At 36.1% G+C, this 25,705-nt stretch carries 18 protein-coding genes; 6 read left to right on the forward strand and 12 right to left on the reverse strand.

The features are described from left to right. The first annotated feature begins 96 nt into the window (after nt 1-96). Nucleotides 97-1,530, forward strand: a complete 1,434-nt coding sequence (locus ACY2LT_RS08845) for a tetratricopeptide repeat protein (RefSeq protein ID WP_491815219.1) — start codon at nt 97-99, stop codon at nt 1,528-1,530. On the opposite strand, the gene ACY2LT_RS08850 is transcribed toward ACY2LT_RS08845, so the two are convergent. The 7 genes from ACY2LT_RS08850 to ACY2LT_RS08880 all read right to left on the reverse strand — a co-directional run bounded on the left by ACY2LT_RS08850 (nt 1,527) and on the right by ACY2LT_RS08880 (nt 10,555). Further along, entirely contained in the window at nt 1,527-2,696 is a 1,170-nt protein-coding gene (locus ACY2LT_RS08850) for a glycosyltransferase family 2 protein (RefSeq protein WP_491815220.1), read from the reverse strand. The two genes, ACY2LT_RS08845 and ACY2LT_RS08850, sit on opposite strands and share 4 nt — an antisense overlap. A gap of 109 nt (nt 2,697-2,805) precedes the next feature. Continuing rightward, on the reverse strand, nt 2,806-3,912 hold the full coding sequence (locus ACY2LT_RS08855; protein ID WP_491815221.1) for a WG repeat-containing protein: 1,107 nt from the start codon (nt 3,910-3,912) through the stop codon (nt 2,806-2,808). 328 nt (nt 3,913-4,240) lie between these two features. Beyond that, on the reverse strand, nt 4,241-5,434 hold the full coding sequence (locus ACY2LT_RS08860) for a hypothetical protein (RefSeq protein ID WP_491815222.1): 1,194 nt from the start codon (nt 5,432-5,434) through the stop codon (nt 4,241-4,243). A 10-nt stretch (nt 5,435-5,444) separates the two neighbouring features. Next, nucleotides 5,445-6,788, reverse strand: a complete 1,344-nt coding sequence (locus ACY2LT_RS08865; protein WP_491815223.1) for a multiheme c-type cytochrome — start codon at nt 6,786-6,788, stop codon at nt 5,445-5,447. Nucleotides 6,789-6,805: 17 nt separating this feature from the next. Next, nucleotides 6,806-7,756: a chemotaxis protein gene (locus ACY2LT_RS08870; protein ID WP_491815224.1), complete on the reverse strand. Its 951-nt coding sequence runs from the start codon at nt 7,754-7,756 to the stop codon at nt 6,806-6,808. A 198-nt stretch (nt 7,757-7,954) separates the two neighbouring features. After that, the gene (locus ACY2LT_RS08875; protein ID WP_491815225.1) at nt 7,955-9,949 is read right to left on the reverse strand and encodes a TonB-dependent receptor; all 1,995 of its coding nucleotides are present in this window, start codon (nt 9,947-9,949) and stop codon (nt 7,955-7,957) included. 66 nt (nt 9,950-10,015) lie between these two features. After that, nucleotides 10,016-10,555 carry a hypothetical protein gene (locus ACY2LT_RS08880; protein ID WP_491815226.1) on the reverse strand — a complete coding sequence of 180 codons (540 nt, stop codon included), beginning with the start codon at nt 10,553-10,555 and terminating at the stop codon, nt 10,016-10,018. A gap of 193 nt (nt 10,556-10,748) precedes the next feature. Here ACY2LT_RS08880 and ACY2LT_RS08885 point away from each other — a divergent pair, with 193 nt between their 5' ends. The 3 genes from ACY2LT_RS08885 (at nt 10,749) to ACY2LT_RS08895 (ending at nt 13,019) form a co-directional block, all read left to right on the forward strand. Next, the gene (locus ACY2LT_RS08885) at nt 10,749-11,981 is read left to right on the forward strand and encodes a BamA/TamA family outer membrane protein (protein WP_491815228.1); all 1,233 of its coding nucleotides are present in this window, start codon (nt 10,749-10,751) and stop codon (nt 11,979-11,981) included. A 161-nt stretch (nt 11,982-12,142) separates the two neighbouring features. Further along, nucleotides 12,143-12,451: a DnaJ domain-containing protein gene (locus ACY2LT_RS08890; protein WP_491815229.1), complete on the forward strand. Its 309-nt coding sequence runs from the start codon at nt 12,143-12,145 to the stop codon at nt 12,449-12,451. A gap of 22 nt (nt 12,452-12,473) precedes the next feature. Next, nucleotides 12,474-13,019 (forward strand): gamma carbonic anhydrase family protein, encoded by a 546-nt coding sequence (locus ACY2LT_RS08895; protein WP_491815230.1) that lies wholly within the window; start codon nt 12,474-12,476, stop codon nt 13,017-13,019. 79 nt (nt 13,020-13,098) lie between these two features. Here ACY2LT_RS08895 and ruvB read toward each other — a convergent pair whose 3' ends face one another. Continuing rightward, nucleotides 13,099-14,121, reverse strand: coding sequence for a Holliday junction branch migration DNA helicase RuvB (gene ruvB / locus ACY2LT_RS08900; RefSeq protein WP_491815231.1), 1,023 nt, complete (start codon nt 14,119-14,121; stop codon nt 13,099-13,101). 16 nt (nt 14,122-14,137) lie between these two features. Next, nucleotides 14,138-15,031, reverse strand: coding sequence for a type IX secretion system protein PorD (porD, locus tag ACY2LT_RS08905; RefSeq protein ID WP_491815232.1), 894 nt, complete (start codon nt 15,029-15,031; stop codon nt 14,138-14,140). A 244-nt stretch (nt 15,032-15,275) separates the two neighbouring features. On the opposite strand from porD, the gene ACY2LT_RS08910 reads away from it, so the two are divergent. Both ACY2LT_RS08910 and ACY2LT_RS08915 read left to right on the forward strand, forming a co-directional pair. Beyond that, a complete protein-coding gene (locus ACY2LT_RS08910) occupies nt 15,276-15,650 on the forward strand; it encodes a hypothetical protein (RefSeq protein WP_491815233.1) in 375 nt (124 codons plus the stop codon). A gap of 33 nt (nt 15,651-15,683) precedes the next feature. Next, the gene (locus ACY2LT_RS08915; RefSeq protein ID WP_491815234.1) at nt 15,684-17,672 is read left to right on the forward strand and encodes a hypothetical protein; all 1,989 of its coding nucleotides are present in this window, start codon (nt 15,684-15,686) and stop codon (nt 17,670-17,672) included. Nucleotides 17,673-17,694: 22 nt separating this feature from the next. Here ACY2LT_RS08915 and ACY2LT_RS08920 read toward each other — a convergent pair whose 3' ends face one another. The 3 genes from ACY2LT_RS08920 to ACY2LT_RS08930 all read right to left on the reverse strand — a co-directional run bounded on the left by ACY2LT_RS08920 (nt 17,695) and on the right by ACY2LT_RS08930 (nt 25,456). Further along, nucleotides 17,695-18,276, reverse strand: a complete 582-nt coding sequence (locus ACY2LT_RS08920; protein WP_491815235.1) for a transposase — start codon at nt 18,274-18,276, stop codon at nt 17,695-17,697. A 313-nt stretch (nt 18,277-18,589) separates the two neighbouring features. Further along, nucleotides 18,590-22,075: an Eco57I restriction-modification methylase domain-containing protein gene (locus tag ACY2LT_RS08925; protein WP_491815237.1), complete on the reverse strand. Its 3,486-nt coding sequence runs from the start codon at nt 22,073-22,075 to the stop codon at nt 18,590-18,592. Nucleotides 22,076-22,078: 3 nt separating this feature from the next. Then, nucleotides 22,079-25,456, reverse strand: a complete 3,378-nt coding sequence (locus tag ACY2LT_RS08930; protein WP_491815238.1) for a helicase-related protein — start codon at nt 25,454-25,456, stop codon at nt 22,079-22,081. Nucleotides 25,457-25,705: the final 249 nt, after the last annotated feature.

The following is a 25,705-nucleotide window of genomic DNA, read 5'->3' on the forward strand; positions in this document are numbered from 1 at the left end:
AAATTAAATAATAACACATTTATATACTAAAATATTTTGTTTAATTATTTGTTTGATAAGTTGTATTATTGTAATTATTATTTTTATTTTTTGCAAATGAACGATTTTTTCAATGAATATGATGATGAGTTTCCCGAGGATATAGAAGAACAGTTTAAGCGTTTCCGTCGGGCAATTCGTCGTCGCAATAAAAGCAACGAAGACCTTCCGAGTGCTGATGCGCTTGATGATTTAATTGATTATTCTCTTTCGAAAAGCAAGTTCGAAGATGCTCTTGCTTTTTGTGAACTTCTTTTGGAATACAATCCAGCCTCTGTTGATGCACGAAATAAAAAATGTGTGATTTTGTTCAATCTTGGCAGATACAAAGAAGCATTCGAAATTGCCGAAGAATTGTATAACGAAAACCCGACAGATATTGATACTTTGATAAACTACTCAATTGCATTAGAAAACACCGGCAATCCCAAAAAAGCTCTGAATATTATTAATATTGCCAAGCAACTCGACCCTGCCAATGATGATATTGATTTTCAAATGGGTTTGATTTTCCAATCTCTTAAAGAATACGAGAAATCTGTTTCCATCCTAAAAGGTTTGGAAGAGAATGCTTCTTATCGCAAAGACTTGTTTCAGGAAATTGCTTTTTGCTACACTAATTTAGATAAATACGACGATGCAATAGAATATTACAAAAAAGCAATAGACGAAAATCCATACGACTACTACCTTTGGTTCAATCTTGGGCTTGTATATTCATACAATAGTATGCACTACAAGTCTATTGATGCTTTTAAAATGGCACTTGCTATTAATCCTAATTTTTTAGTATGCTACTACAATTTAGCTAATGTATATACAACTATTGGGCATACCAACGAAGCTATTGAATGCTACCGGGAATGTATAAATATTAATCCATCAGATGTCGATGCTCTTCATAATTTAGCAAGTTTACTTGGCGACAGTGGCGATTATACTTCTGCTATCACCACATTTACCCGTTTGTTGCAAGTGCGTCCAAACTATTATCCTGCTCTCTACGGCAGAGGAATTTGCTATGACGCAATCGAAGAATATGAACTTGCTATTCGCGACTTTAAGCAATGTGTGAAAATTAAGCCTGATTATGCAGACGTTTATCACTCTATGGGTGATGCGTACTACAATCTTGATGATTTAGATGAAGCTTCGAAATCATACGAAAAAGCGCTTGAAATAGAACCCTATAATTCCGAATATATATTCGATTACGCTCAAGTATTATATGAATTAAGTAAATTCGATGAAGCTCTCAAAGAAGTTGCCCATCTGGTTGATTTAGCTCCGAATTGGCTTGAAGCCTTGTATTTGAAAGCTAAAATCCACACAAAATTAAATCACTTCGATGAATTTATTGAAGTTGTTGCTGATATTAATTCGCTCGACCCAGCCGGTATGCAAATTTTCATCGAGGAAATGAAAGATTTTATCGCCAAAATTCCTGATTTCGAAGAAAAATTGAATAAAGCAATTCAGGAAAACAACTAATTCTTTTCGCCTGTGTAAGTGTGTGGTGTCGAAACAAACTTGTTGCGTTGTCCTTTTGCTTTGACCCACGAAAGTAGCATTAGCAACAGCATTTTGGGGAGCTCCAATAATGCTGCAAGCATTCTATAAGTGTAAAAACGCTTTGGAATTGATAACATCAAAGTTGCTATATATAGAACGAATATTGAAATCCACCATCCCGAAAAAGGAAAATCTGAGATTAAAAGCGACAGAATAAAAAATACTGACAATGCCCCGAGTAAGATTATTCTCGGTGGAATTAAGCTATGCAACACCTTGTTAAAATAATCAATATTCCCTTTGAATAACTGAACAAAGCCTTTGGTGAAGTATTTCAAAACAAAATCAAGATGTGCCGCAGCCCAGCGAGAGCGTTGACGAGTGTAATTTCCCCAGTTTTCGACCTTTTCGTCCAATACCACAGCTGCACTGCAATATGCTATCTTTATTCTTTCTGCTAATATCCGAATTTCAAGTTCGCGGTCCTCTCCTGCCACATCCTGAATGTCCGACATAAGCCTTCTGAACAAATTCCATTCAATCGAGAAAGCCGAACCAATTATCATAGCCGAACCGCCCAGCATAAAAATTCCTCGCCTAATCAGCGAATTGGCGCTTTCCTCGCTCAATGCATCCAAGTATGCAGTATTTGTATTTATATTTTTTGCTGTACGATGTCCTTGAACAACTTTGTAGCCGCTATTGTGCACTAAGTTCATCTGATGCAGAAATCCCGGTTGCATAATATTATCGACATCAAGAACCACAGCATAGTCGTATTTGTCTTGTTCAATGCTACTAAGAGCTGAATTAAGCGATTTAGCTTTTGTGCTGTTTTCAAATTGCACTTCAAGCACATTGCATCCTGTGTCTTTCAACTTTGCAATAGTTTCGGGTGCAACTCCATCAGCAATTACATACACGTCGAAATACCCGCCCGGATAATCGTGATTTAGTGCCGAACGCGCTACATCAAGAATAATTCGGTTTTCTTTATAATCGGGTATTAGAACAGCAAATCGGTTTAGTTTGTTTATTTGCGGTTGAAAGTTCTTTTCGCGTAGCAACGAAAACACAGCAAGCACAAACAAATAAACCGTTGCAAATCCAAAAAAAAGCAACAATATGAAAACTGCTACATCCACAATCTTAAAATAGCAAATTTTTGGACGTCAATCAAAAGAGCATTTTGCAAAAATCTAATTTAAAGTTAGATAAAATAATTCTCTTTTTGCAAATGGAAAGAACACTATCTCAAAATTTAGGTTCTTCTATTAATATGACTTCTTTTCCAGTGCTATTAATAAATCCGCGTGATACTTTTTTAGTTTTTTCATCAAATTTTTCAAAATACGCCATCCCACACGACATTGGGTGCAACTCTCGGTACATAAAACCGACAACAGGTTTGCCTTTATTATCTATAAAGCCTTTTTTACATCCTTTCATTGCGATGGCATATCCTTCCGAAAAACCGCTCAAAATCGTTATTGTTTCGATACTATTAGCTGCTTTCCCGAATACTTTTACGGGTTTGCCATTAACGTCAATTATCTGGTATGTTAAGTTCCATTTTTCATCCATTAGGCTTACGATAGCATATCCTCCACTATAATTAAATACTTGATGATAAATTGGTTCTATTATCAAATTACCAACAGTATCAATTATTCCCCATTTATTATTTGTGCCTTGTATAAAAGCCCTGCCATTCATAAATGAATTTGGTTTGTTACTAAACTTAAAGTCAATTTTTACATTTCCCAAAGTATCAATAATACCCCATTTCCCATCCATTTTTACAGCGGCAAGTCCTTCGGAGAAATCATCGGCTTCATCGAATTTTGCTTCAATTACAAATTTCCCGGTTTTATTTATGTAGCCATAAACAAACCCTTTTTGCACACAAGCACGATTGTTTGAAAAACGTGAGTAATAACCATTGATAGCAACAAAGTTTTGTCCTATGATTTTCCCGGTAGTATCAATCATTACATAATCATTTTGACGTCCAACAAATGCGACACCTTCATTAAATGAAGTTGCCGAGTAATAAACAGCAGGTATTTTTATCTCGCCTTTTTTGTCTATATAGCCCACTCTTCCTGTTTCAAAATCCACTATTGCAGTTAAACCTTCAGAAAAACGGGGAGAATCACCATAGTTATTTACAAAAACTGTTAATTTTGGTTGAATTACAATGTTTCCTGCATTGTCAAAAAATCCCCACTTGTTGTCAAGCAAAAAAGGAGCTACTCCATCATTAAAATTACCAATAGAATTGGCAGTAATAACTTTTTGTGAAAATAATGATGAATGTGCCACTAAAAAAATTAAAGTAATTAAAATAACAAATCTCATTTTAATCTCATGTTTGTAAATAATAATGTTAATTAATCACAATTGTTAATTTTCATCATATTAACTAAAATATTATTTAAGCATCAACAATTGCTTTTCAATATTATGAAATATTCACTAATAAACTTTTGTAGTTATTATCGCGAGAACAATTTTGAGCAGCTATCTTATTGATATCAGAAATATATTAGAAAAACAGCTGAAAATATTCAATAAGTTGAATAACGAGTATTGATCTCTAAATAATAAAAACTTCAACTTCTTTCGTAAAGAATATACGAATAAAAGTTGAAGATGCAAACAAATATTATATAAAATAATAATTTACTTAGAAGCCTGCCATTATTCCAACGACAGCTTTGCCGAACTTTCCTAACTCTTCGCTATCTGTGTATGTGTACTCAGTAAAAAGTCGTAAATTTCTGCGTATGGCATGCCCTGCGTGCAATGTTAATGACTTTTCGTTTAGTTCTTTGTAGTCGCTATTTATATAATTAAGCAACACCGCTCCATAAGGTCCTGAATTATCACCTTTTGGAGTAAAAATCAACTCGGCAAATCCTCCATCGGTTTTTACTTCTTTATCAATAGCCGAAGAAGCTGAATTTCTCAAAGTGTTTTTATCAGTTCGGAAGAGGTATTGGAGATTTAGTTCCAGAATATCACTGTAACTTAATGTTAGGTCAGGTCCGAATATTGTGAATTCCTGATTGCTTCGCGTAAAATTACTATTAACACTTTCTTTGCCCAAATAAGAAAATGCACCGATTCGGGCGAATTCTCCAATATCTTGGGAAATTCTCGCAGAAAAGTTTTTATATTTGTCCTTGTCAAATAGTCTTGCTTCATTTGCTGGAGAAATGCCATTTCCGTTTCCTATTTGCAAAACAACGTCAGTGCCGGTTTCAAGCCCAAAAGTAAGCATCACTCCACGGTCGTAAGCAAGATTTGCCTTTGCAATGCCAACTTTTGTTTTGTAAATATCGTAGTCGGCAAAGGTCAAGCGAAGTTCTCGTTTGAAAAGCGGGTCAGATATTTGATATTGTCCGACATATAAATCTAAATTAATATTGAATAAATCATTAAACATTATATAAGCATCTTCAATTCCAGCAACTTCACCTCTTTCTGAAAAGAAAAAGTAGAAGTAATATGCTATATCGGGGGCGATTGTCCCGCCAGATAAAATTTTCAAAACATAAGGAGTTGCAAAATCACCTTTCTTTTGGTTTGCTGTATTGTATGCGGCATTCAAATCAAACCGAAATCCTATTGGGAACTCTCTCATCAACGAAAGCTGAGAGTCTCCTGTTTCAACAAAATATCTTGGTGCTTCGCTGTCTTTGAATTTGAAACCATTTGCGGCAAATTCATCTCCGTATGGTTTGAGTTTTGGAACTGGGGCGTGGCAGGTTTGGCAGGATAATCTATACTGACGGGCAAATGCCGGAATAGCCGATGCTTCGCTGTATGCTTCTAAAAATATGCACACAACAATAATAACTAAAGCTAAATTTCTCATTTTTTCACCCTTAATCAATTATTTTTACTTTTGCATAAGCTGTGTTTACTTCAAAGGGATGGTATTCTTCTTCGGGAACTTTCAAATATTTCCCGACTGAACTTACAAGCAGTTGATAATACAGCGTAGCTTTGAATGTAAGCTCTTTTGATTTGATTTTATCAGGTATATGGAATGAAAAGTTCTCAATTTTTGTTTCACGTGGTCCTATGCGATAATCAACTCCAAGCGAAGCAGTGTTCCATTGCTGTATTGTCATTCTTCCTTGCGGGTCAAAATAAGGCATACGGAAAATTCTGTTGCCTTCGGGAATATCATCACGCTCTAATCCTTTGAAATTCGCGTCTTTCAGAGGAACTCCCATATCCTGATATGCAAGCGTCTTTGAAGAAATTGTATATTCCTCGCCGGGAAAACCTTTTCGGCTGACAGGAATATGATATTTTGTTCCGTCTTCGTCGATTGCAACAAGTTCGAGCCATACTAACCTGTCTTCTACCGAACCAGTCGGGAACTTGTGCCCGGTTTTCTGGTTGTACAACGTAACCGTAAGCTTAAGTGCATCGCCGGGTTCGCATTCACTATGGTCTGGATATACTTTCATCTCGATTGTTCCACGAACTTTCGACGGGTCGTGAGCACCTGCAAAAATATGCTGACGCACGTCAGGATACACTTTTCCCATTGCTGCTTTTATGCTTTGTGCCCGAGGCATATGACAATCCTGGCAATGAACGTTTTCTTTGGCGTAAGGTCCTTCTTTCCATTCCAGATGAGTAGATTTCACCCATACACCGTATGGACTTTTTTCGTTGTGGCAAATACCGCAAAAGTCGCCTGTTTTCATTATTGGATTTACTTCAATTTTGTGCACAGGCGAACCGACCTCGCCAATTCGTGAGTTATACTTTGTTTTTCCGGGTTTAATGACGTAGTTGAAATTGTAAGGGAGGTCTCCCTCAAATCCGGAAATCAGATGACATACTTCGCAGGAAACACCTTCGTTTGCTCTTGTTCCGGCTGAAGGTGGTTTCGGAGGAATGTCGCCGGTAAGAAGTGCTAACGGTGCGTGGCAACCATTGCAACCTGCTTCTACTTCTGCAACTTTTTCGTCGAGCCGTGCGTGAGGCAGTGCCAAAGCAAAATATTCAATTTCGTCCCATTCGTGAGTATAGGACTGGGACATCATTGCTTGCGACCATTGATTGTAGAAGTCGCGGTGGCAGGTAGTCCCACAATATTTTGGCGTTTCAAAATCAGAATACTTAAACTTCGGGTTGTTAGGGCTATTTAAAAATGAGACCAAAAAAGCAGAAACGCATAATATTGTGCTAACAAGTACAATTCTTTTCATACTATCTCTTGATTTATTTATGAACGACTATTATTTGCATCTATTAAATATCTAACAGTTGATAGTAGTTCGCCTATCTGTGGCTTTGTTAGCTGTGCGTCTGCCCCGACTGATTTCCCTTTGTGAAGTACATCTTCAGAAATTATCGAAGAAAATATTATTACCGGGATTTTTTGTAATATTGGATCGTTCTTTACTAACTTCGTTAAAGTGTAGCCGTCCATAACAGGCATTTCAATGTCTGTTATTACAATATCGCAGAAATCTTCTAATTTGCTACCTTCACGCACTTTTTGGGCGATTTCCTGCAAACGTTTCCAGGCTTCTTCGCCATTATGAAATGCTTCAATTTCGAAACCTGCAATTTTTAATCTATCGGTAATCATCCGGCGAATAGTTTGAGAATCCTCTGCTGTGATTGCACGTAATTTTTTCTCAAATTTTTCTACTTTTTGTTTTATATCAATTGCAGAAGACGGATCGATATCGGCTACGATTTTTTCAATATCAAGCATCAATACAGTTACATCTTTCAGGTTGATTATCCCGACGATAGATGATTTGTCGCTACCGAATTCTTCCATAGCGTCGGGTGTTGTGATTTCGGTCCAGGAAATTCTGTGAATACGCTTAACATCGCTAACAATTAATCCAACCCGCAGTTTATTAAATTCAGTGATAATCATTTTGTTGTCTGTCAGATCCGATGGAATGCCATATAAATACTTACGCAAATCAAGCGCCGGAATTACCACTCCACGCAAATTAAACACTCCACAAACGCACTCGTGTAAATTGGGCAATTTAGTAAGCTGAGGCATTCTGATGATTTCCCGCACCTTAGCTACATTCACACCGAATGATTGTGTTTGTTCAACTTTATTTTCATCTGTAAAATCGATTACAAATTCTACTATTTCGAGCTCGTTGGTTCCGGTTTCCAGCAAAATGTTTGTTTGAGTAGCCATAACAAAACCTCTTTTTTATCTATAACATACAAATAAAAAACGAAATAATCAATATTTTAATAATGAATTTATCGTTAAACTTTTTTTATTCTTTAGAGTAAACTTATGTAGGTTAATTTTAACGATAATAAAAAAAATGCCCGTATTGCAAATATGCTATACGGGCTTTGATTTTAGCTATATAATGCAATTCAAAAATTAATATCTTACGCTTATTCCGCAAGTAAATGTTCTTCCGTAGCCGGGTAATCCAATTTGGGTTAAGTAATATTCATCAGTTATGTTGTTTAATCGGGCAAATAATTCAAAGTTGTTTCCATACAGGTCGAAACTATAGCCGATACGTAAATTCAGCAAAGTATAGCTTTCAAGCACGTCGAACTTACCAGAAATAGCATTCAGAGCGTATTGCTTGCCTATATGCTCCAATTCAACTTGTGGGACGAGCCCAAAACTGAACTTATAACCAGCTACAAACGATGCTTGCATTTCAGGTTTATATTCGAGATGATCAACTTTCTTGCCTTGCTCTTTGCCTTCTGATTTCATAAATGTGGCATTTCCCTGAAGTAGCAGGTTAGAATTTGGCAATAAATTAAATCCAAGCTCTGCTCCATAAACTGTTGCTTCGGCAAGATTGTCTCTCATTCGCATATTCGGGTAATTCGGGTCGTAAAGCGGATGATCCTTTGGCACTTTGATGCGAATAATCAAGTCATCATAGAAGCTTCCGAATGCTGTAAAATTCAAATTAACAATTTCAGAAGTGTAGCTTATTCCCCAGTCGAGAAGCAGACCTGTCTCTGCTCCTAAATCAGGGTTTGGTATGAATTTACCTAATGCTCCGGAATATGCTTCACGCAAGGTTGGGAAGCGTGTTCTCCGGGAAATATTTGCATAAGTAGAAATTTCATCTGTCAAATAATATCGCGAACCTACAAATAGCCCAAAATCCTGAAATGTTTCGCCTTCGCTATCTTTGTAAATTCCTGTTTTCGGGGTTACTGCTCCGTCGTATGTTGCTCCTGCAGCAAAATTAATATCTTTATAGCTTGATTTGTATTCTACTCCTGCTGAATATGTAAACTGCGAAAATTCATCTTCTGCGTTGTTGTCAACTTTTTCTTTGTGCGTCGAATAATACGAATTAAATACAGCAGTCAGCCAGTTCTTTTCAAACACTTCATATTCCAATGCAAAGCGGTTTCCAAATGTGAAATCTTTGTCCTTTTGCTTTGTTACAATTTTTGAATAAGTAGAATCATATGCATCTATTTGCTGATTGAAGAAATCGCCCCATAGAGTTGTGCGGAATATCATATTTCGCCTTAAATACTGTTCAGCATTGAATGTAACAACATTGCGATTGATATCTGAATAACGCCAGAAACGAGCATCTTTTGCATACAGATATTCTTCACTGGGAACCCCTTTTTCGGCTGTAGTCAAATTATAGGACAAACCAAGTGAAGTTCCGTCAGCAGGTTTGTATTCCGAGCGAATGAATACATTTAGCCTTTCGAAATCGCTGTTTGTGCGAAGCTGGGAGTTTTGCGATTGATGCAGCAAGGTATTTGGAGCATCTTTCGACATCAAAAATCCGTCCGCTTTGTTGTAACTGACTGCTGTCAGGTAATTGAAATTCCCAAATTTTCCATCGTTCGATGCGGCAATATACCGACCACCTCCGTCTGTATATTGAAGCTTTACATTTCCGCCTATTCCGTCGGATACTCGTTCATAAGACGAAATGCTAACAACACCGCCAAGTATATTTGGTCCCCAAAGTGCTGAATTCGAGTTTTTCTCAACCTTAACACGTCCGATTATTTCAGTGGGCACAATGTTCAAGTCAAGTCGATTGTCCCAAGGGATGTTTATCAAAGCTCCGTCTAAAAATAATCCCATCTGACGTTCTCCGGCTCCTCGAATAAATGGCAAAGCTTCGCCGCGGGAGTTTGTTCTGATCATCGTTGAAGGCATATATAATTGCAACTCGGAAAATGATTTGGCGTCCGTTATGGAGAGCATTTTTAAATCAATCACAGACGACGAAGCAGTTATTTGTGGCGTTTTTTGAACACCGCTGACAACTACATCGCCAAGACGATACACTCGCAAAGTGTCCTTGTTGGCAAGTACTGAATTAAACAAAAGACAAAGAAAAACAATATATATGCTTATTTTTCTCATAAATTCCTCAAATTATTGTTTAAAATATATGTTCAAATTATAAATAAGGTAGTTTTACTGATACTTTTATATTTCTGGCGGTGGAGTAGGTATATCTGAAATATAAGAAATGTATTTTTCTAATTTAACTATATTACTCTGAATTAATGCTACATTCGGTAAGAATATTGTTTTTGCGTGCTCTTCGAAAAATAACAGCAGCGAGAGCAATTTACTTAATACATATCCTCGGCTTCCTTCGTTTTGAAAAGAATTGCTTATCAATTCATCCAAATTTTTGAAAAGTTGCTCCTCTTTTTTGTCGTTTATGCATAAAATATGCATCCATCCATCTGCAATCTCCATCTTAATTACATCGTACAGCCGCCCGAAATAGAAAAATTCATTCTTTTCGAACTTTCTGTAATTTGGGTCTCCAATCTTTATTTTCAAAAATTCTACTTCCGTTTCCGGCAAGCTCGATTTTAGCAGTTGTTTGATTTCTTTTTTGATAATTCTCTGAGAAATTGAGAATAAAAACACATATCCAGCAGAATTATATAATATTACTGGAATAATCAGAATTACAATTAATCTGTTAATTATATTTGCTCTACTTCTTTGCAATTATCTGCTTTCGGCATATGGTCAATAAACAATTCATCTAAAACATATTCAATCATTATTCAAATAACAAAATTAATATATTATTAATGATTATTTAAAGTCAATTTTGAATAAGATAGTATCTTCACTATACGACGAATTTATTGGTATGAACATAATTTTTGCTTAATATTGCAAAAAAACAAGTGATAATATGAGAATACTGAAAATATTTCTAATATCGTTCAGTTTGATAAGCTCATTAGCATTTGCAAATGAAAACGATTCTTCTGCTGTTAGTGTCAATACGCTTCCGTTCGGATTTTACAGCAATTCATTGGGTTGGGTGTTCGGAAGCTTTACAAGTATCAAAGGTTATCCTCAAAAAAACTCATTTACCAAAGCTGGCGGAATAATATCGACAAATGGTTCTAAATACGTTTATCTTCAGGCAGATGAAGTGCAAAACCCTTTATTTAAAAGGCAGTTCATTAGACCCGACATCTTTGTTGGCAAGCTTGGCGACGTGAAAGAATATATTGGATTGCCGGATGCAAATGGGATTGTGCCCGGAAGCAACAACTCACGCGAAGAGCAACATCTACTTTTGCACGGCACAGATTATTGGTTTGAACTGAACTTAAAGCATCTTTTGCCAATTGGGAAGGGAATAGACAAAGATTTTGAATATGTTATCGATATTCGGAGCAAGGATCAAATCAATGAGCCGGTGTTGAATATCGGTAAAGTATTTTTCGAGACAAAGCTGATTTATAGGGATATGACTCTGAAAAATAATTTTACAAGGCTCAAGCTTGTTACCTCTGCAATTGATTTTTCTCTATCAAACGATAATACAAACTACATTTATTTCCCAACTTACGGAACATATCAAAAAGTATCATATATCAAGCAATTCAATGCTTTTGGGTGCGACGTCCCTGCTGATATTTGGAAAGCCGATTTCCGTTGTTTTTACCCGATTTTTGACGGCATTAACTCATTTCCTACTGTGATTGCCTTCAATTTTGTTACGATGGACACACCTTCCTGGGACGAAAAATTCAAAGGGAAATATAAGCGAGGCAAACTATTTGTAGGTCCGACGCTTGGCGGAACCAAATATCTTCGCGGATATAAAGACCTAAGGTTTCACGATAGGGCTATGCTCTATTATTCATTGGAACTTCGGAAAAATCTTGATTGGAATCCTTTTAACTATTACGAATGGACGCGAAAAATTGGCATTGATGTTTTGCAATTGGCTTTGTTTAGTGATTTAGGAAGAGTTGCTCCCGAATGGAATTTTGCTGAATTTCATCAAAATATGCGTTATACTTATGGTTTAGGGCTTCGTGCTTTTATGCAAGGAATGGTTTTAAGAATGGATGTTGGTAAAAGCAAAGAAAATATAATGATACAAATGTTTGTCGAAAATCCGTTCTAATTTGCATTATTTTTCGAATTTTAATAACATTTCAATTTTGTTGTTTTCAAATTAAGTAAAAATACGGATGTATTTTTTTTCATTATTCTCTATAATCTATAATGGTAGAATAATATTAAAAAAGAAATTTCGTTATTTTTTACTTAATTTTGCAATCAGATATGAAACCGAAAGATTATTATGCAATATTGGGTGTGGAGCGAACCGCTTCGCGAGACGACATAAAAAAAGCGTTTTACGAACTTGTTAAGCGCTACCATCCTGATTTGCATAACGGAGATGAATATTTTCTCCAACGATTTCAGGAAATTAATGAAGCCTACTATGTGCTTGGCGATTTAGACCGCCGTCTTGATTATAGCTTGCAGCTTTACCGCTACGAAGAATTCAAAGAAGAAGCACTTGAAAAACTTAAAGAACTTCAAAAACAAATGAAACGTGAAATAAAAAAATCGAAAAAGAAGTATTAGTTCAACAAATTTCGGAGTTTAGATGAAACTCGAAACAGGTAATAGTGGAAGTATTATTTCATACAATGGCAAAACCCCAAAGATTCATCCTACTGCTTTTATTTGCGAAGGTGTCCGGATTATCGGAGATGTAGAAATTGCAGAGAATGTATCTGTTTGGTATAATACTGTTATTCGCGGTGATGTTCATTATATCAAAATAGGAGCTCGCTCGAATATTCAGGATATGTCTATGCTCCACGTTACAAACGAAGTTTATCCACTTGTGATAGAAGAAGATGTGTCTGTTGCTCATTCAGTTTCTCTGCACGGCTGCACTCTTAAAAAAGGCTGTTTAATCGGAATTGGTGCTATTGTTTTAGATGGTGCAACTGTTGGCGAAGGAGCTTTGGTCGCAGCTGGGGCTTTGGTGCGCGAAGGCTTCGAAGTGCCGCCCTACACTCTTTTCGCAGGTCTTCCCGGAAAAGTTGTTCGCGAACTCACTCCCAAAGAAATAGAACGCGTCAAAAACACACCAACTAATTATATGAAATATGTTGCAACTTATCGCGAACTACTCGGTAAATAAATACATCACTTTTTTCTAATAAAAGAGGCTGCCTCGTTGAAAAAGCAGCCTCTTTATATTTATAAACATTTGTTTGCTATCAAAATAATCTGTTTTCGTCTTCGCTATGCGATGCTCCTAAATGTTCATACGCAAGCCTGGTTGCAGTTCTGCCACGCGGAGTGCGATTGATGAAACCTTGCTGAATTAGAAACGGTTCATATACTTCCTCAATTGTTCCCGGCTCTTCGCCAACTGATACCGAAATTGTGTTTATCCCAACCGGACCACCATTAAATTTGTAAATTATTGCCTGAAGAATACGCTTATCCATTTCGTCCAGCCCGTATTTATCAACATCAAGAGCCGAAAGAGCGTATTGGGCAATTTCTCGCGTGATTCTTCCATCTCCTTTCACTTGGGCAAAATCCCGGGTACGTTTGAGCAATCGGTTTGCAATTCTGGGCGTTCCACGCGAACGCTTTGCTATTTCCATTGCTCCTTCTTCATCGATTGGTATATCCAAAATCTTCGCTGAACGCAGCACCACAACAAATAAATCTTTGCTATCATAATAATCAAGCCGGTTTACAATTCCGAAACGTGAACGAAGCGGGTCTGAAAGCAATCCGGCACGTGTCGTTGCACCGATTAATGTAAATTTAGGTATTTTTATCTGTATTGTTCGAGCCGATGGTCCGCTATCAAGCATAATATCCAGCCGAAAATCTTCCATTGCAGAATACAAATATTCTTCTACTACCGTCGATAGTCGATGTATTTCATCAATAAATAATATATCTCCATCGGTTAAGTTTGTTAGCAATCCGGCTAAATCTCCGGGCTTTTCCAGAACGGGTCCGGATGTGGTTTTTATGTTTGTGCCCATTTCCCGGGCAATAATGTAGCTTAATGTTGTTTTGCCAAGTCCGGGAGGTCCGGTTAGCAGAACGTGGTCTAATGCTTCTTTTCTTTGCAGTGCCGCTTTGATGAATACTTTCAGATTTTCTACAATTTTCCTTTGCCCGATAAATTCTTCGAAAATAGCCGGACGCAGTGTAATATCTAATTCATCTTCTTTGTTTTTCAATGGCGAAACTGTATCTTTTTGACGTTCTTTCAATTATTTCCCTCGCAGATTATCTTCTGGCTTCGTTGTAAATGTGTGCATTAGTTGGATCTAAATATATTAAATTGTCGAATACTTTCCCGTCCGGATAACCTTTGAAGAGTGCGGCGAATTCCCGCGATTTTGTATCAAAAAACATTTGAAGAAAAGCGCTCGGTCCGACCATTCGCTTTTCCTTGAAATCAGCCATTTTTGATATAGTTTGAGCAATGTTGCCGAGTGCTTTTTGTTTGTTCTTTGCGAGCAAATCCATTCCATCTAAATATAGTTCTGTTATTAATTTACGGAAATTATGATAGCGCGGGTCAGTGAGTTCACTTATTAAAGTGTATTTAGTAAGTTCACCCGGTGCCGCATACGTTCCCCAACCGTCAACTCCTTGATTTGCACCAAGCAACAATACTTGCTTTGCACGGTCGAATGCAACATTTCCATCAAGTTCGCCATAGCTATCTAAATCCATCCCAATTATTAGCATCATATAAAAATCAATAATGCTTGTTATTTCATCAAATCTATTGATATTGAAGGTTAAATTTGCTCCCTGCGAATACGAAAATGCCCATTTGTTTTCGAGCAATCTCACAGCAACGGAAGTTGCTTCGGCATCGTCCAGCAGTGGTCGCCGGGACACAATATACATCCGCGCTGAAAATCTGTTTCTATTGCCACCCGATAATACTATGTTTATATCCACTGGAATGCGTTCGCCTTCCCATTCAATATTTACGAACTGTTGATTGTTAATATAATTCTGCAAGTCATTTTCGAGAGATGAAACAAATATTCGTTTATCTGGATCTATTTGCTCCATATTGACGCTTACTGTTGCCCTTATCTCCTGCGAAATCAGGTTGTTAAATAAAAAAAATGGGAGTATAAAAGTTAAAAGTAATTTTTTCATTGCATCACCGTTATTACTTATATAATTAACGAAATATAACTAATTATGTTAATCTATGCAAATTATTATGAAACAAGAAATAATAGCAAAATCAAAATATTTTGTTTATTTATTAGTGTTTAATTAATAATCTGAAAAATGTATGTTTTTTCTAAAAATATTTTGTTTGAATTGTTTATTTCTGCGATATTTGTATGTTTATGAAATTTGATAATAATTATTGTTGTAATATATAGGTTTTTTTATGTTAAATGTAAATCAATTAATTAAGTTTTTTATCATTTCATTGCAGAATGAGAATAAGCAACATTTCTTCGCTTATTTCCCGGAAATTTCTTTAATTGCACCTATCAGTCTGAGCAAAGAAGACGATGATTTTGACGAAGACGAAGATGACGATGACGACGAAGAAGACCAAGATTACTACGAAGATAATGAATACGAAGGTGATGAATTCGATTTTGGCGATGATGATGACGATGAAGACTTTGATGATGAAGAGTTCGACTTTGACGACGAAGAATTCGATTTCGACGAAGAAGATTTAGAATTCGACGAAGACGACCTTGATTTCGACGAAGAAGACGATTTATTCGAGGACGACGAAGATTTAGCATAAGTTTCTGTTACATATATTTGCTTTTTAGTTGAAATGAAGAACTTTCAGGTTCTTCATTTCTCGTTTATGAGCAAAAATAGCTTTATATTGAATGTCCTCTTACTATTTTCAAATTGTCTGTATTCTCAGAATATAGATGATTTCGAATTGGAAAGATACCTTATTCAATTTTCCTCAGAAGAAGAACTAACCGATGTTATTGAAACTCTCGAATATTATTTCGCAAATCCTATCAAGCTCTACAAAGCCCGCCCGGACGCCCTGACTGTTCTGCCAAACATTAATTATTATGTTTCTTCTACAATAATTGAACGGTTCAACAATAATCCGGGTTCGTCCTATTGGTCGCTTTTCGATGGTTTAGAGCTTTCCGACATCCAGCAAAAAATAATAATTAAAGCAACCGATAGGGACACAATATCGCACCGTCTGTTTTCTTCCGACTACAAAGTTCGTAGCATCGAGCGTTTCGAAACTGTACGGGGATTGAAAGAGAAAAAATACCTTGGCGATAAATACGACATTTATCAGAGATTTCAGGCAAATTACTCCCAATTCCAAATTCAAGCTATCGGAAATAAAAATTTAGGTGAGATTTATCTTTATGATTTTTTTTCTGTCGGTTCAAAATATCAGACTGATAATTTAAAAATATTAGTTGGGGATTTCGCTGCTGCTTTCGGCTGCGGGAATACGCTCTGGCAAACATATTCTCTGGGCAAAGGTGGCGATGCGGTTCGTTCGGCTGCACCCTATCGAAACTCGATAAATCTAAACACATCATCAATGAGAACAAACTTTATGCGTGGAGCCGCCATCGAATACAAATTCAATCACCTGTGGCATATCTTTACTCTAACCGCTTTCGTCTCGAATGCTAAACGACCCGCAAATATTGATACAGCAAAAAATGTTGCTACCTCTATTTACACTGCAAATTATTTCCGCACCAAAACAGAAATCAACAAAAAAGATGCCCTTGGTGAAAAATCCGTTGCAGTTAATTTTGCATATCATTACAAAAAAATCACACTTGGCGCTACCTGTTTCTCGTTAAAATACGATTATCCTCTAAAAAGCTCTTCCAGCCGTGCCTTCGAAGGCTCGAGTTCAACTATTATTTCCGTATATTCGCTTTATTCCGCTCCAAATATTAGCTTGGGCGGTGAATATTCTCTCTATTCAGAAGAATTTCCAGCGGTGAAGCTATATTCTTTATTCAAACTCAATAATGTTGATTTTGCAGTTCATTATAGAAACTACCATTCAAATTACCGAAGCTTTTGGGGATACAACTTTGGCGAAAGCTCTATCCCTGCAAACGAAGAAGGGCTTTATACAGCCTTTTATGCAAAAATAAGCAAAAATCTTAGAACCGAAGGATATTTGGATTTATATCGCACTCATTGTCGCACCTATTCCGTCGAAAAGCCAATCAAAGGCTTTGATTATTCTATCAAACATCTATATGATAATAAATTGCTCGGTTCATTCTTTCTATTGATAAGAGCCGAAGCTAAAACTGATGGCTTTAAACCCAAAGGAGCCCAAAACCAGGTAATTTACACTCTTCGCCGTAATCAGGTTCGTTTTGAATTCGAACGAAGAATTATAAAAAATTTAACATTCAAAACCCGATTTGATGCGACTGATATTGACTTTGAACACAAAAAGCCTAATGAAAATGGTTATGCCTCTTATTTGCAAATAAGTTACGATGTGCTGAAAAATCTCTCAATTACAGGCAGAGTTTCTGTTTTTAATACTGATAGTTATTCATCTGCAATCTGGCATTATGAATATAGAATGCCAACTTCTGTTTACACAAACCCGCTATATGATGAAGGCAGTCGAGTGTTGCTTCGGATTAATTATTCACCATTGAAATATATCAATCTGCATTTTGCTTATACGAGATTAGAAAAACCGAAACTCGAAAATTTAGGCAGTTCATACGATTTAATCAAGGGCAACAAAGACAATCGGCTTTATCTGCAAATAAACATTAGCTACGCGGAATAATTGTGTTTAGTAATATTCCGGACTACGAGTGAATATAATATTCGTCGTGTTCCCAGTTTAATGGGTTATTTTGTATGTAATTTCGTATTTCGGATAGCGATTTTTCGTTTCGGATTATATGTTCGTAATAATTGCGTTGCCAGATTGGTGGGATTGTGGCGGGTCGCAGGATGTTGATTTGTTTGGTGCAGGCAGATTTGAAACCACGAACGATTGAACCGAGATTTTTTGATTGACGTCCAAATTGATTTGTAGAGACACAATTTGTTGTAGAGACGCAATTTGTAGAGGCACAATGCATTGTGCCTCTACGGGTGTTAATTTCATTTTCATTGATAATGATGATCGAATGAAAATGATTGGGCATAATAATATATTCATCTAAAATTAAATTCATATCGGGTCGTATCATTGGTGTTTTTAACCATTCTTCCTCCACAATTTTTCCGAATTTATTCAATTGCATTTTGCCGTTTGTGATTTCGCCGAAATAATGTATTTTGTTGTGTGTGCATATTGTAATGAAATATGCACCGGGTTGCGAATAATCGTAATTTGGGAGCCGTATCGATTCAATTCGATATTTGTTTTGGTATTTGGTCATTATTCATTTCCAATTTTGTGTATTTTCATTTTTTTGTTGAAACGCAATTTGTTGAAACGTATTTTGTAGAGGTACGATTATTTTTGTTTTGTTGGTTTTGTAGAGACGCAATGCATTGCGTCTCTACGGGGTTCACAATCCCCCGGGGTTTGTAATATGTTTTTGGTGTTGTAGAGGCACAATGCATTGTGCCTCTACGAAATATATTATTTTTTTTGGGTTTGTAGAGACATAGCATCCTGTGTCTCTACATTAGGATACATTTTTTTGGGGTTTTGTAGAGACGCAATGCATTGCGTCTCTACGGGGGTGGTTATTTGTTTTTTTCTATTATGGCTATTTCTTCGTCGGTTAAATTGTATAATTTATAAACGAGGTGGTCGATTTCGTGCTCTAAGGCGGTGGTGTCCTCGTTGCGTTCCTTTTTGGCAAGTATTTTTTCTACTAATTCTATGAATGGCTGCTGCTGTTCGAGGGGAATTTTGGGAATTGGGAGCAATTGAACTGCTTCTTTTGTTAAACTCATACCTTTTTTACCTAAATTAGGTGCAATATTTCTCACCATACATTGAATTATATTTGAATTTAAAATAGCATTTAAATATTTGATTGTATATACTTCACCAACTATCATAAAACAAGTTTTTTGTAAATAAATTCCCTTCTCAACAAAAACTAAATTTAAGTTTTGATCTGTTTCAGCCCATGCTATCTTCTCCTTTTCAAATTCTTCGAGATAGGCACAGTTTCTTAAATTAGTCCAGTGGTCTCCTTTATCTTGCCGTTTAATCAATTCTTTTTCATATTGCTTTAAATGATTGTAAATTGCGGGGTAATCATTTACTACATCAATTCTTTTTATTCCTTTATCCTTTATTCCATTATGGGAATTAATCAACCACAAGTCGGCAAATTCTGCTTTATAACGTTTAATGTCCCTTCCGCGAAGAATTGGCTTTATAATCTCGGCGCTGCGGGGGTCTTGGGCAATTAATTCGTCCTTTTTCTTCCCGTTAATAACAAATGCTTCATTTAAACCGGTCAAAACACCACGATAAATATTAATATCCCAATCTTTAAGGGGTGTGCCGATAGCTTCAATCTTTTCTTTAATTTTGGTTTCGATATCGGAGGAAATAATCCAAGCCGATTTATTCATACGAGGCATTAATTGTTTATGTTGTTCAAAATAATCGGCAATGGAGGTATCGGAATTGAAATCGCTGCCAACGGTGCAGGCATAGAATTGATGTGTATTTTGTAGAGGCACAATGCATTGTGCCTCTGCAGGGGATATATTGTTTTGGGTTGTAGATACGCAATGCATTGCGTCTCTACGTGGGGTATTTTTGTTTGGGGTTGGGTTTTGTGGAGACACAGCGTGCTGTGTCTCTACGTGGGATTTTTTTGTAATTAAAATATTTGTGTCCACAGTGGCGGATTCGAAAACTTTGTAGCCACCGAAATCGATTAATTGGATAGGTGCTGTATTTGTTGCCAAAAATTTACGTAATGCTTCGCCATAACCTGCGCGCATCCATTTATTGGAAGTGATGAAAGATAAAATTCCATTAACTTTTAACAAATTAATGCTGCGCTCGATGAAAAGGGTATAAATATCACCAGTTCGGGCAAAAGTTACATAATTATGATTTTGGTATAATTTAGCCAGACGCCCACCATCTTTTTGCAATTGAATATACGGCGGATTGCCAATAACGATGTCGAAGCCATCACGGACGCCGAACATAAATTCGGGGTCGAACCAGTCGGTAGGTTTGCTTTCGAATGGGTTCCATTGTGTGAGTTTTAAACCTTCCAATTTTAAATCAGGCTTAATCTTTCTACCGCTTATCAAAAGATCTTTTAATTTATTCATTAATTCAAAATATCTCTCTTTCAATTCAATTTTTTTATTTTGGTCAGCATCGAAAAATACGTCTTTTAAATTAAATAATTCATCGACAATACTCTTGAAATCTTTTTCAACGGTGTCAGAATAAAATCCAGATTTTGAATAAATAAAATTAAGACCAACCAGGCTATCTGCGGCGATAAATTTAAAATCGAGATTAGGCAGTGGAAGTATGTTGCGATTGGGCTTGCTGTCGTCAATTTTTTCATCAACGATGAGAGTAAGGAAGCATCTAAGGCGTGCGATTTCTATGGCAATTTCCTGGATATCGACACCGTAGATAGTTCTTCTAATGATACCGAGCTTGCGAGAGTAATCGATTAAATCTTTTTCGCCTTGTAGTTTGTTTTCTAAAGTTTTTCTGAAAGTAGCATCATTTATATTTTTCAATAGATGAACGAGCCATTTTTTTCCATTAGGATCAATTTTTTCCAGAATAATATGCATTTTATGAACAAAACTCATAGTAAAAGCACCCGAACCACAAGCGGGGTCGAGCACTTTGAGATCGAGCAAAGCAGAAAAAATAGTATCAGAAGCCGAAGGAATATCAGCGAAGGGATTTTCTGTTGAAAACGGGTTAAAGAGATCTTTAAGTTTTTCGTCAAGTATTTGTTGGTCAATATTAGGATTGCCTGCAAGCTTGTCTTTGAGATATCCAGTAAGGCTTTGCTCAACCATAAAATCGACAATTTCGCGTGGAGTGTAGAAGCTACCAGTTGCTTTTCGTGCGGTTTCGCCTGTTTCGGGGTTAATTTCGGCAAGCAAATTTTCGAAAATCATACCCAGCATTTCGGGGTCAATGCTTAATTCCACATCATAAGGCGAAGACTCGTCGATAGTAAAATTATATCGCTCGAACAATTCTAGTATTTTCAAAAGCCATTTATCAGGCACAACAAGTGTGTTAATGTATTCAGAATTTTGGGTAATTTCGTTGATTTTGTAATAATCTTTATCTTGTGGTTCGAACAGTCCACCATTCAGGTATGGGACAATATTAAACGGCTCAGTTTTGAACTTTTCTTTTCTTTCAGAATTTTCAGTATTAAGAACTTCAAAAAACAGTGGCTCTAATACATTATGGTAATAATTTTGAGTTTCATTAACTTTTTTTGAAGACAGAATATCGTTACTAATCAATGGTATATTGTTAGAAGATTTTTTATTTTTCAGGAACCAGCAAAAGAGCAAACGACCAATAAGCCTAACAGTAAAATCTTTGATTTCGGTTTCGTTTTCACCTGGATACTTGATTATTTTTTTAAAATGATCTTTTTTGCCTTTGTTGGCTCTCTCACCACCAACTAATTTAGTAAAGAGCAAAGCAATCTCATCATAAAATTCTTTTGTAACTTTGGCAAGCGAGAAAGCTTCTTTGATGGAGTCGAAGTCGTCGAAATTGGCTTTAATGATTTGTTGTTTGAATGTGTTATTAGGTTTGCCAATTTCGACAAAGTAGGTGTAGCGGCGGAAGCTGCTAAATTCAGTTTTAATTTTGTTGTTTTCGATTTTGTATTCCGTAAACACAAGCGAGAAGCGGAAATTGCCAGAATTGTCGTAGAAAACAAAGAAGCCACCTTGATAGATAATCTCATTTTTCAAAATATTGCGAGCTAATTCGAATTGCTTGCGTTTGCTGGAGCGCTCCGATAGCGTTTTTTTTACTTTGATAGCGAACACGCATAATTTGGGGCGGGTTTGCTGGTCGTGGATAATTGAACCAAGGTGAAAAGGTGTGTGGAAATAGTCATTATCGAGTTTATCGATAGAATACTCTTCTTCGATAACTGAAAAATAATCGGATTTTGAGTGAAAAAATGAAATTAAATTATCGACAGAAAAATTCTGAATTAAATTCTGAATTATATCATCAATATTCATACTCTAATCCTTTTTGTTCATAATAGAGATAACAATTTCTTTTTCTGTATTATCATCATCTTGCGACTTTAATTTAGAGAAATAATCGTTACCCAGTCTATTTCGAAGTTCAGTAAGTTCCTGAATTAATTTTTCAATGTTTTCGATGTTAATTTTTGCAATATACGAAATAGTGTAGGAAGAAAGTGAACCAATATTATCGAAATCGTCGAGCAAATCCTGAACAAATAAATATAAATCATTGGGTAAAGCGGTAAAAGATCTTAATATATGAATGAGTTTATTTCGGGCTTGTTTTCCATCCTTAGACAGGATATTGGCGAGAGGTATTTTTTTATGGAAATTAATTGCTTTTTCGTATTTATCCCAGAAGTTAGAATCAACTTTTAGAGGTTTGACATCGGGAGTGGAGCGGATTTTGTCGAGCAGTTCTTCGAAGAGCATTTCTTTCAATTGTAATTCATTATTGTTGTCGTCTAAATCGAAGTGTTGCACAAAAAGTCGGTTGCGGCGATAGACGACAGTTAAGTCGTTATTATTGGAAGCTTTAACGACTTTGGAGCGGTTTGGCAGAGAATAGATGCGATCAAGGATATCGGGATAAAGCGATTTGAATTTTTCGAATTCGTTATAGACTTTGGTGTAGAGGCTTTCCTCGACAGCATCTTCGGGGTTTTGGTTCAAAATTTCGAAAAGTCGTGATGGGGACGGTTCTTCTTCGGGGTCGAAAATCTTAACATCTTCGCCTAAGATATTGTGAATCATAAACATTTTAGTTGCAGCAACAGTTTTGGCATCGGCATGGTCTTTGCCTTTTTCGGTAGGGAAGAAGTTGAAAATCTCGAGTTCGTCGAAAACTTTTTTCCCGATACGATTGATACGTCCAACTCTTTGAATAACACGGACGGGGTTCCATGGGATGTCGTAGTTTACAACAATACCGGCGCGGTTAAGGTTGTAGCCTTCGGATAGCTTATCGGTGGTAATTATTAGGTCGTAATCGTTATTCTGCACTTTGTAGGAAGCGTCGAAATTGGTAATGATTTCGTTTTTCAAGGTAGCACTAATATTACCAGCTACAAATAGAGTGCGATTAAAAAGTTCGGGATTGAGTTTTCCCAATTTATCTTTCAAAAAGTAAACAGTATCGGCAAATTCGGTAAAGACAAGGATTTTGCGGTTTGGATTTTCTTTGAATTTTGTTGTAATAAATTTATTGAGAGCAAAGCTTTTGGGGTCGTTGTCGATTAGGTGCAGATTGTTGAAGTCTTTTAATATCATTTCAATCAGCAGAATATCTTTTTTGATGTCTTGAATAAATTTTCCCTTCATTTTGAAACTATCATCCAAATAGTAAACTCTGTGGCGTTTATCATCATACTTCTGTTCATATTCCATAATAAGTTTTTTGATTTCATAATCGATTTGCTCAGGGGATTTATCTTCGTTTTCGTCGTCGAGCAAATCTAAAATTTTCTGTATAGTATTGATATCGAACAAGTAAGTATTTGTTTTTTCGATAAGCTCAAGAATTTTTTTGAAAAGCCCCGAAATTGCATAAAGCGATTTACTGAAAGCACCAAAAGAGCTCTCTAAGCGGCGCACCAACAAGCGACGGATTAAGGCGTACAAGTTGGTTTGAGTAACTTCATCTTGGGTGAGAGCCTCTTGGTTGTCGCTATCATAGTCATCGATATTTTTAAAAATTCCTTGTTGATAGAAGATTGGTCTATAAACTGCACCGGTGAAATTGCCACCTTCGTCTGGGTCTTTGAAATGATTAAGAACATCGTTGTAAAATTTATCTTGGTCGTTATCTAATTCGAAGAAAGCAGCTTCGGGATCTTTGAGTTTGGATAGAGTTTGAATTTCTTTTTGGTAAACGGGGTGGGTTTGCAAATCTTTTCTATTACGGCGAATAGTAACTGGTTCGATAATTTCTCTAACTTGATTAGCTAATCTTTTAATTCTTGCATTAATTTCTTTATCATCAACATCTGTTCTTTGAAACAGAATTTTTAAGTAAGTTTCAGCTCTGTTTCTTTTTTCAGAATCTTTATGATCTCTGTATTTTTTAATATAATGTAATTTTCTAAACTCTGCGTCAATTTTATTGAAAACAAATTCTAAATCATCTTCGAGAGTAAGAGTGGACCTTCGGGTATTAACGAAAAGTTTGAGAATAGCAAGTAAATCGTGCGGTTTGTTGTTAAAAGGAGTAGCAGTAAGAGCAATTACTTTTTTACCATTACAAATTCGTTTCAGTTGTTCATAACTTTGAGTATTTTGATTGCGAAAGCGATGGACTTCGTCGATAATAACGCATTCAATAGTATCATCGCCTTCGATTGCATTAATCACAGTATCCAATTTGCCGGTTGAAAATACGCTCCAGTCGTGCAGGCTGAAATCTTTCAGATAACCGCGCCACCCTGTAGTAGCAGCTTCATCACCTATTAAACCGGGAGGACACAAAACAATCCCTCTACGACCAGTTAGCCGGGCAATTACAGAAGCAACAACAGATTTTCCTAAACCTACTACGTCGGCAATCAAGACACCATTATGAGCATTCAGTATTGGTATAGCTTGTTTGATAGCATCTAACTGATACCTAAAAGGTTTGTAGTTCTTATCAATAAATATTTTTTCAATTTCTAATTTAGCATCGCCGAATTGATAGCTATCCAAATAGCTTTTTAGAATATAAGCATATGCTTCGAAAGGAGTAACCTCCCTTAGGTGTGTTCGTTTTTCCAGAGTATGAATAAATTTTTGTTTTCGTTCTTCCGATTCTGTAATTGGGAGTGCTTCTTGCCATCGTTCTTCGAAATACCTGCTTGCTTCTTCGTAGCCATAGTCTTTAATTTCAACATTAAATTCCTCTTGACCAACCAGCCCGGAACGCGTTAGATTACTGCTTCCGGTAATGAATGTATTACGGGCTGCAATTTGGGATTTGTCTAAATCAAAGAGATAGATTTTCGAATGGTTTGGCTTTTTGGTTTTTCGAATGATAAGTCTATTATGCTTAATCAGTTCTATTAACAGTTTAGCATTATCATAAACGAATTGTTTATCCGACATTGGATGACGGAAATAAGCAACAAATCCTTCAAGAAAGTTATCTAACTGTTTATTATAATTATCTTTGTAATTCTGCTCTACTTCTACAACCAATTTATCTAAAAGTTTAATGTCCAAGCCTATAAGTAATTTGAATATGATTTGATTATTGTTTCGAAGTGCATTATACAGCGGGAGGAAGCCATCGAAATAGCAAAATCCGACAAGCGCTCGAATTTGCTGAGAAACAGATAGAATTTTTTCCAGTCGTTCAGCTAACGACTTTTCATTTTCATTAGTAATGAAATTTGACATAGGGAAAACACGGTTGTTTTTGATAACAAAATAATCTCAAAAATAGAATTTTTTGGTAAATAATGAAAAACAATATTTAAATATAAAGAAATAAAAAACCTTCCCGCAGGAAGGTTAAGCTTACAAAAGCTACGGCATAAAGCCTTGTTGTAGAAAGGCAACACAAAAATAAAAAATATTTTTAAAAAACAAAAATATTTTATTATTTTCTGTTAAATAATTTAATCATACAAAAATAATTCACAGAGG

The sequence above is a fragment of the Eximiradius proteiniborus genome (assembly GCF_058546985.1).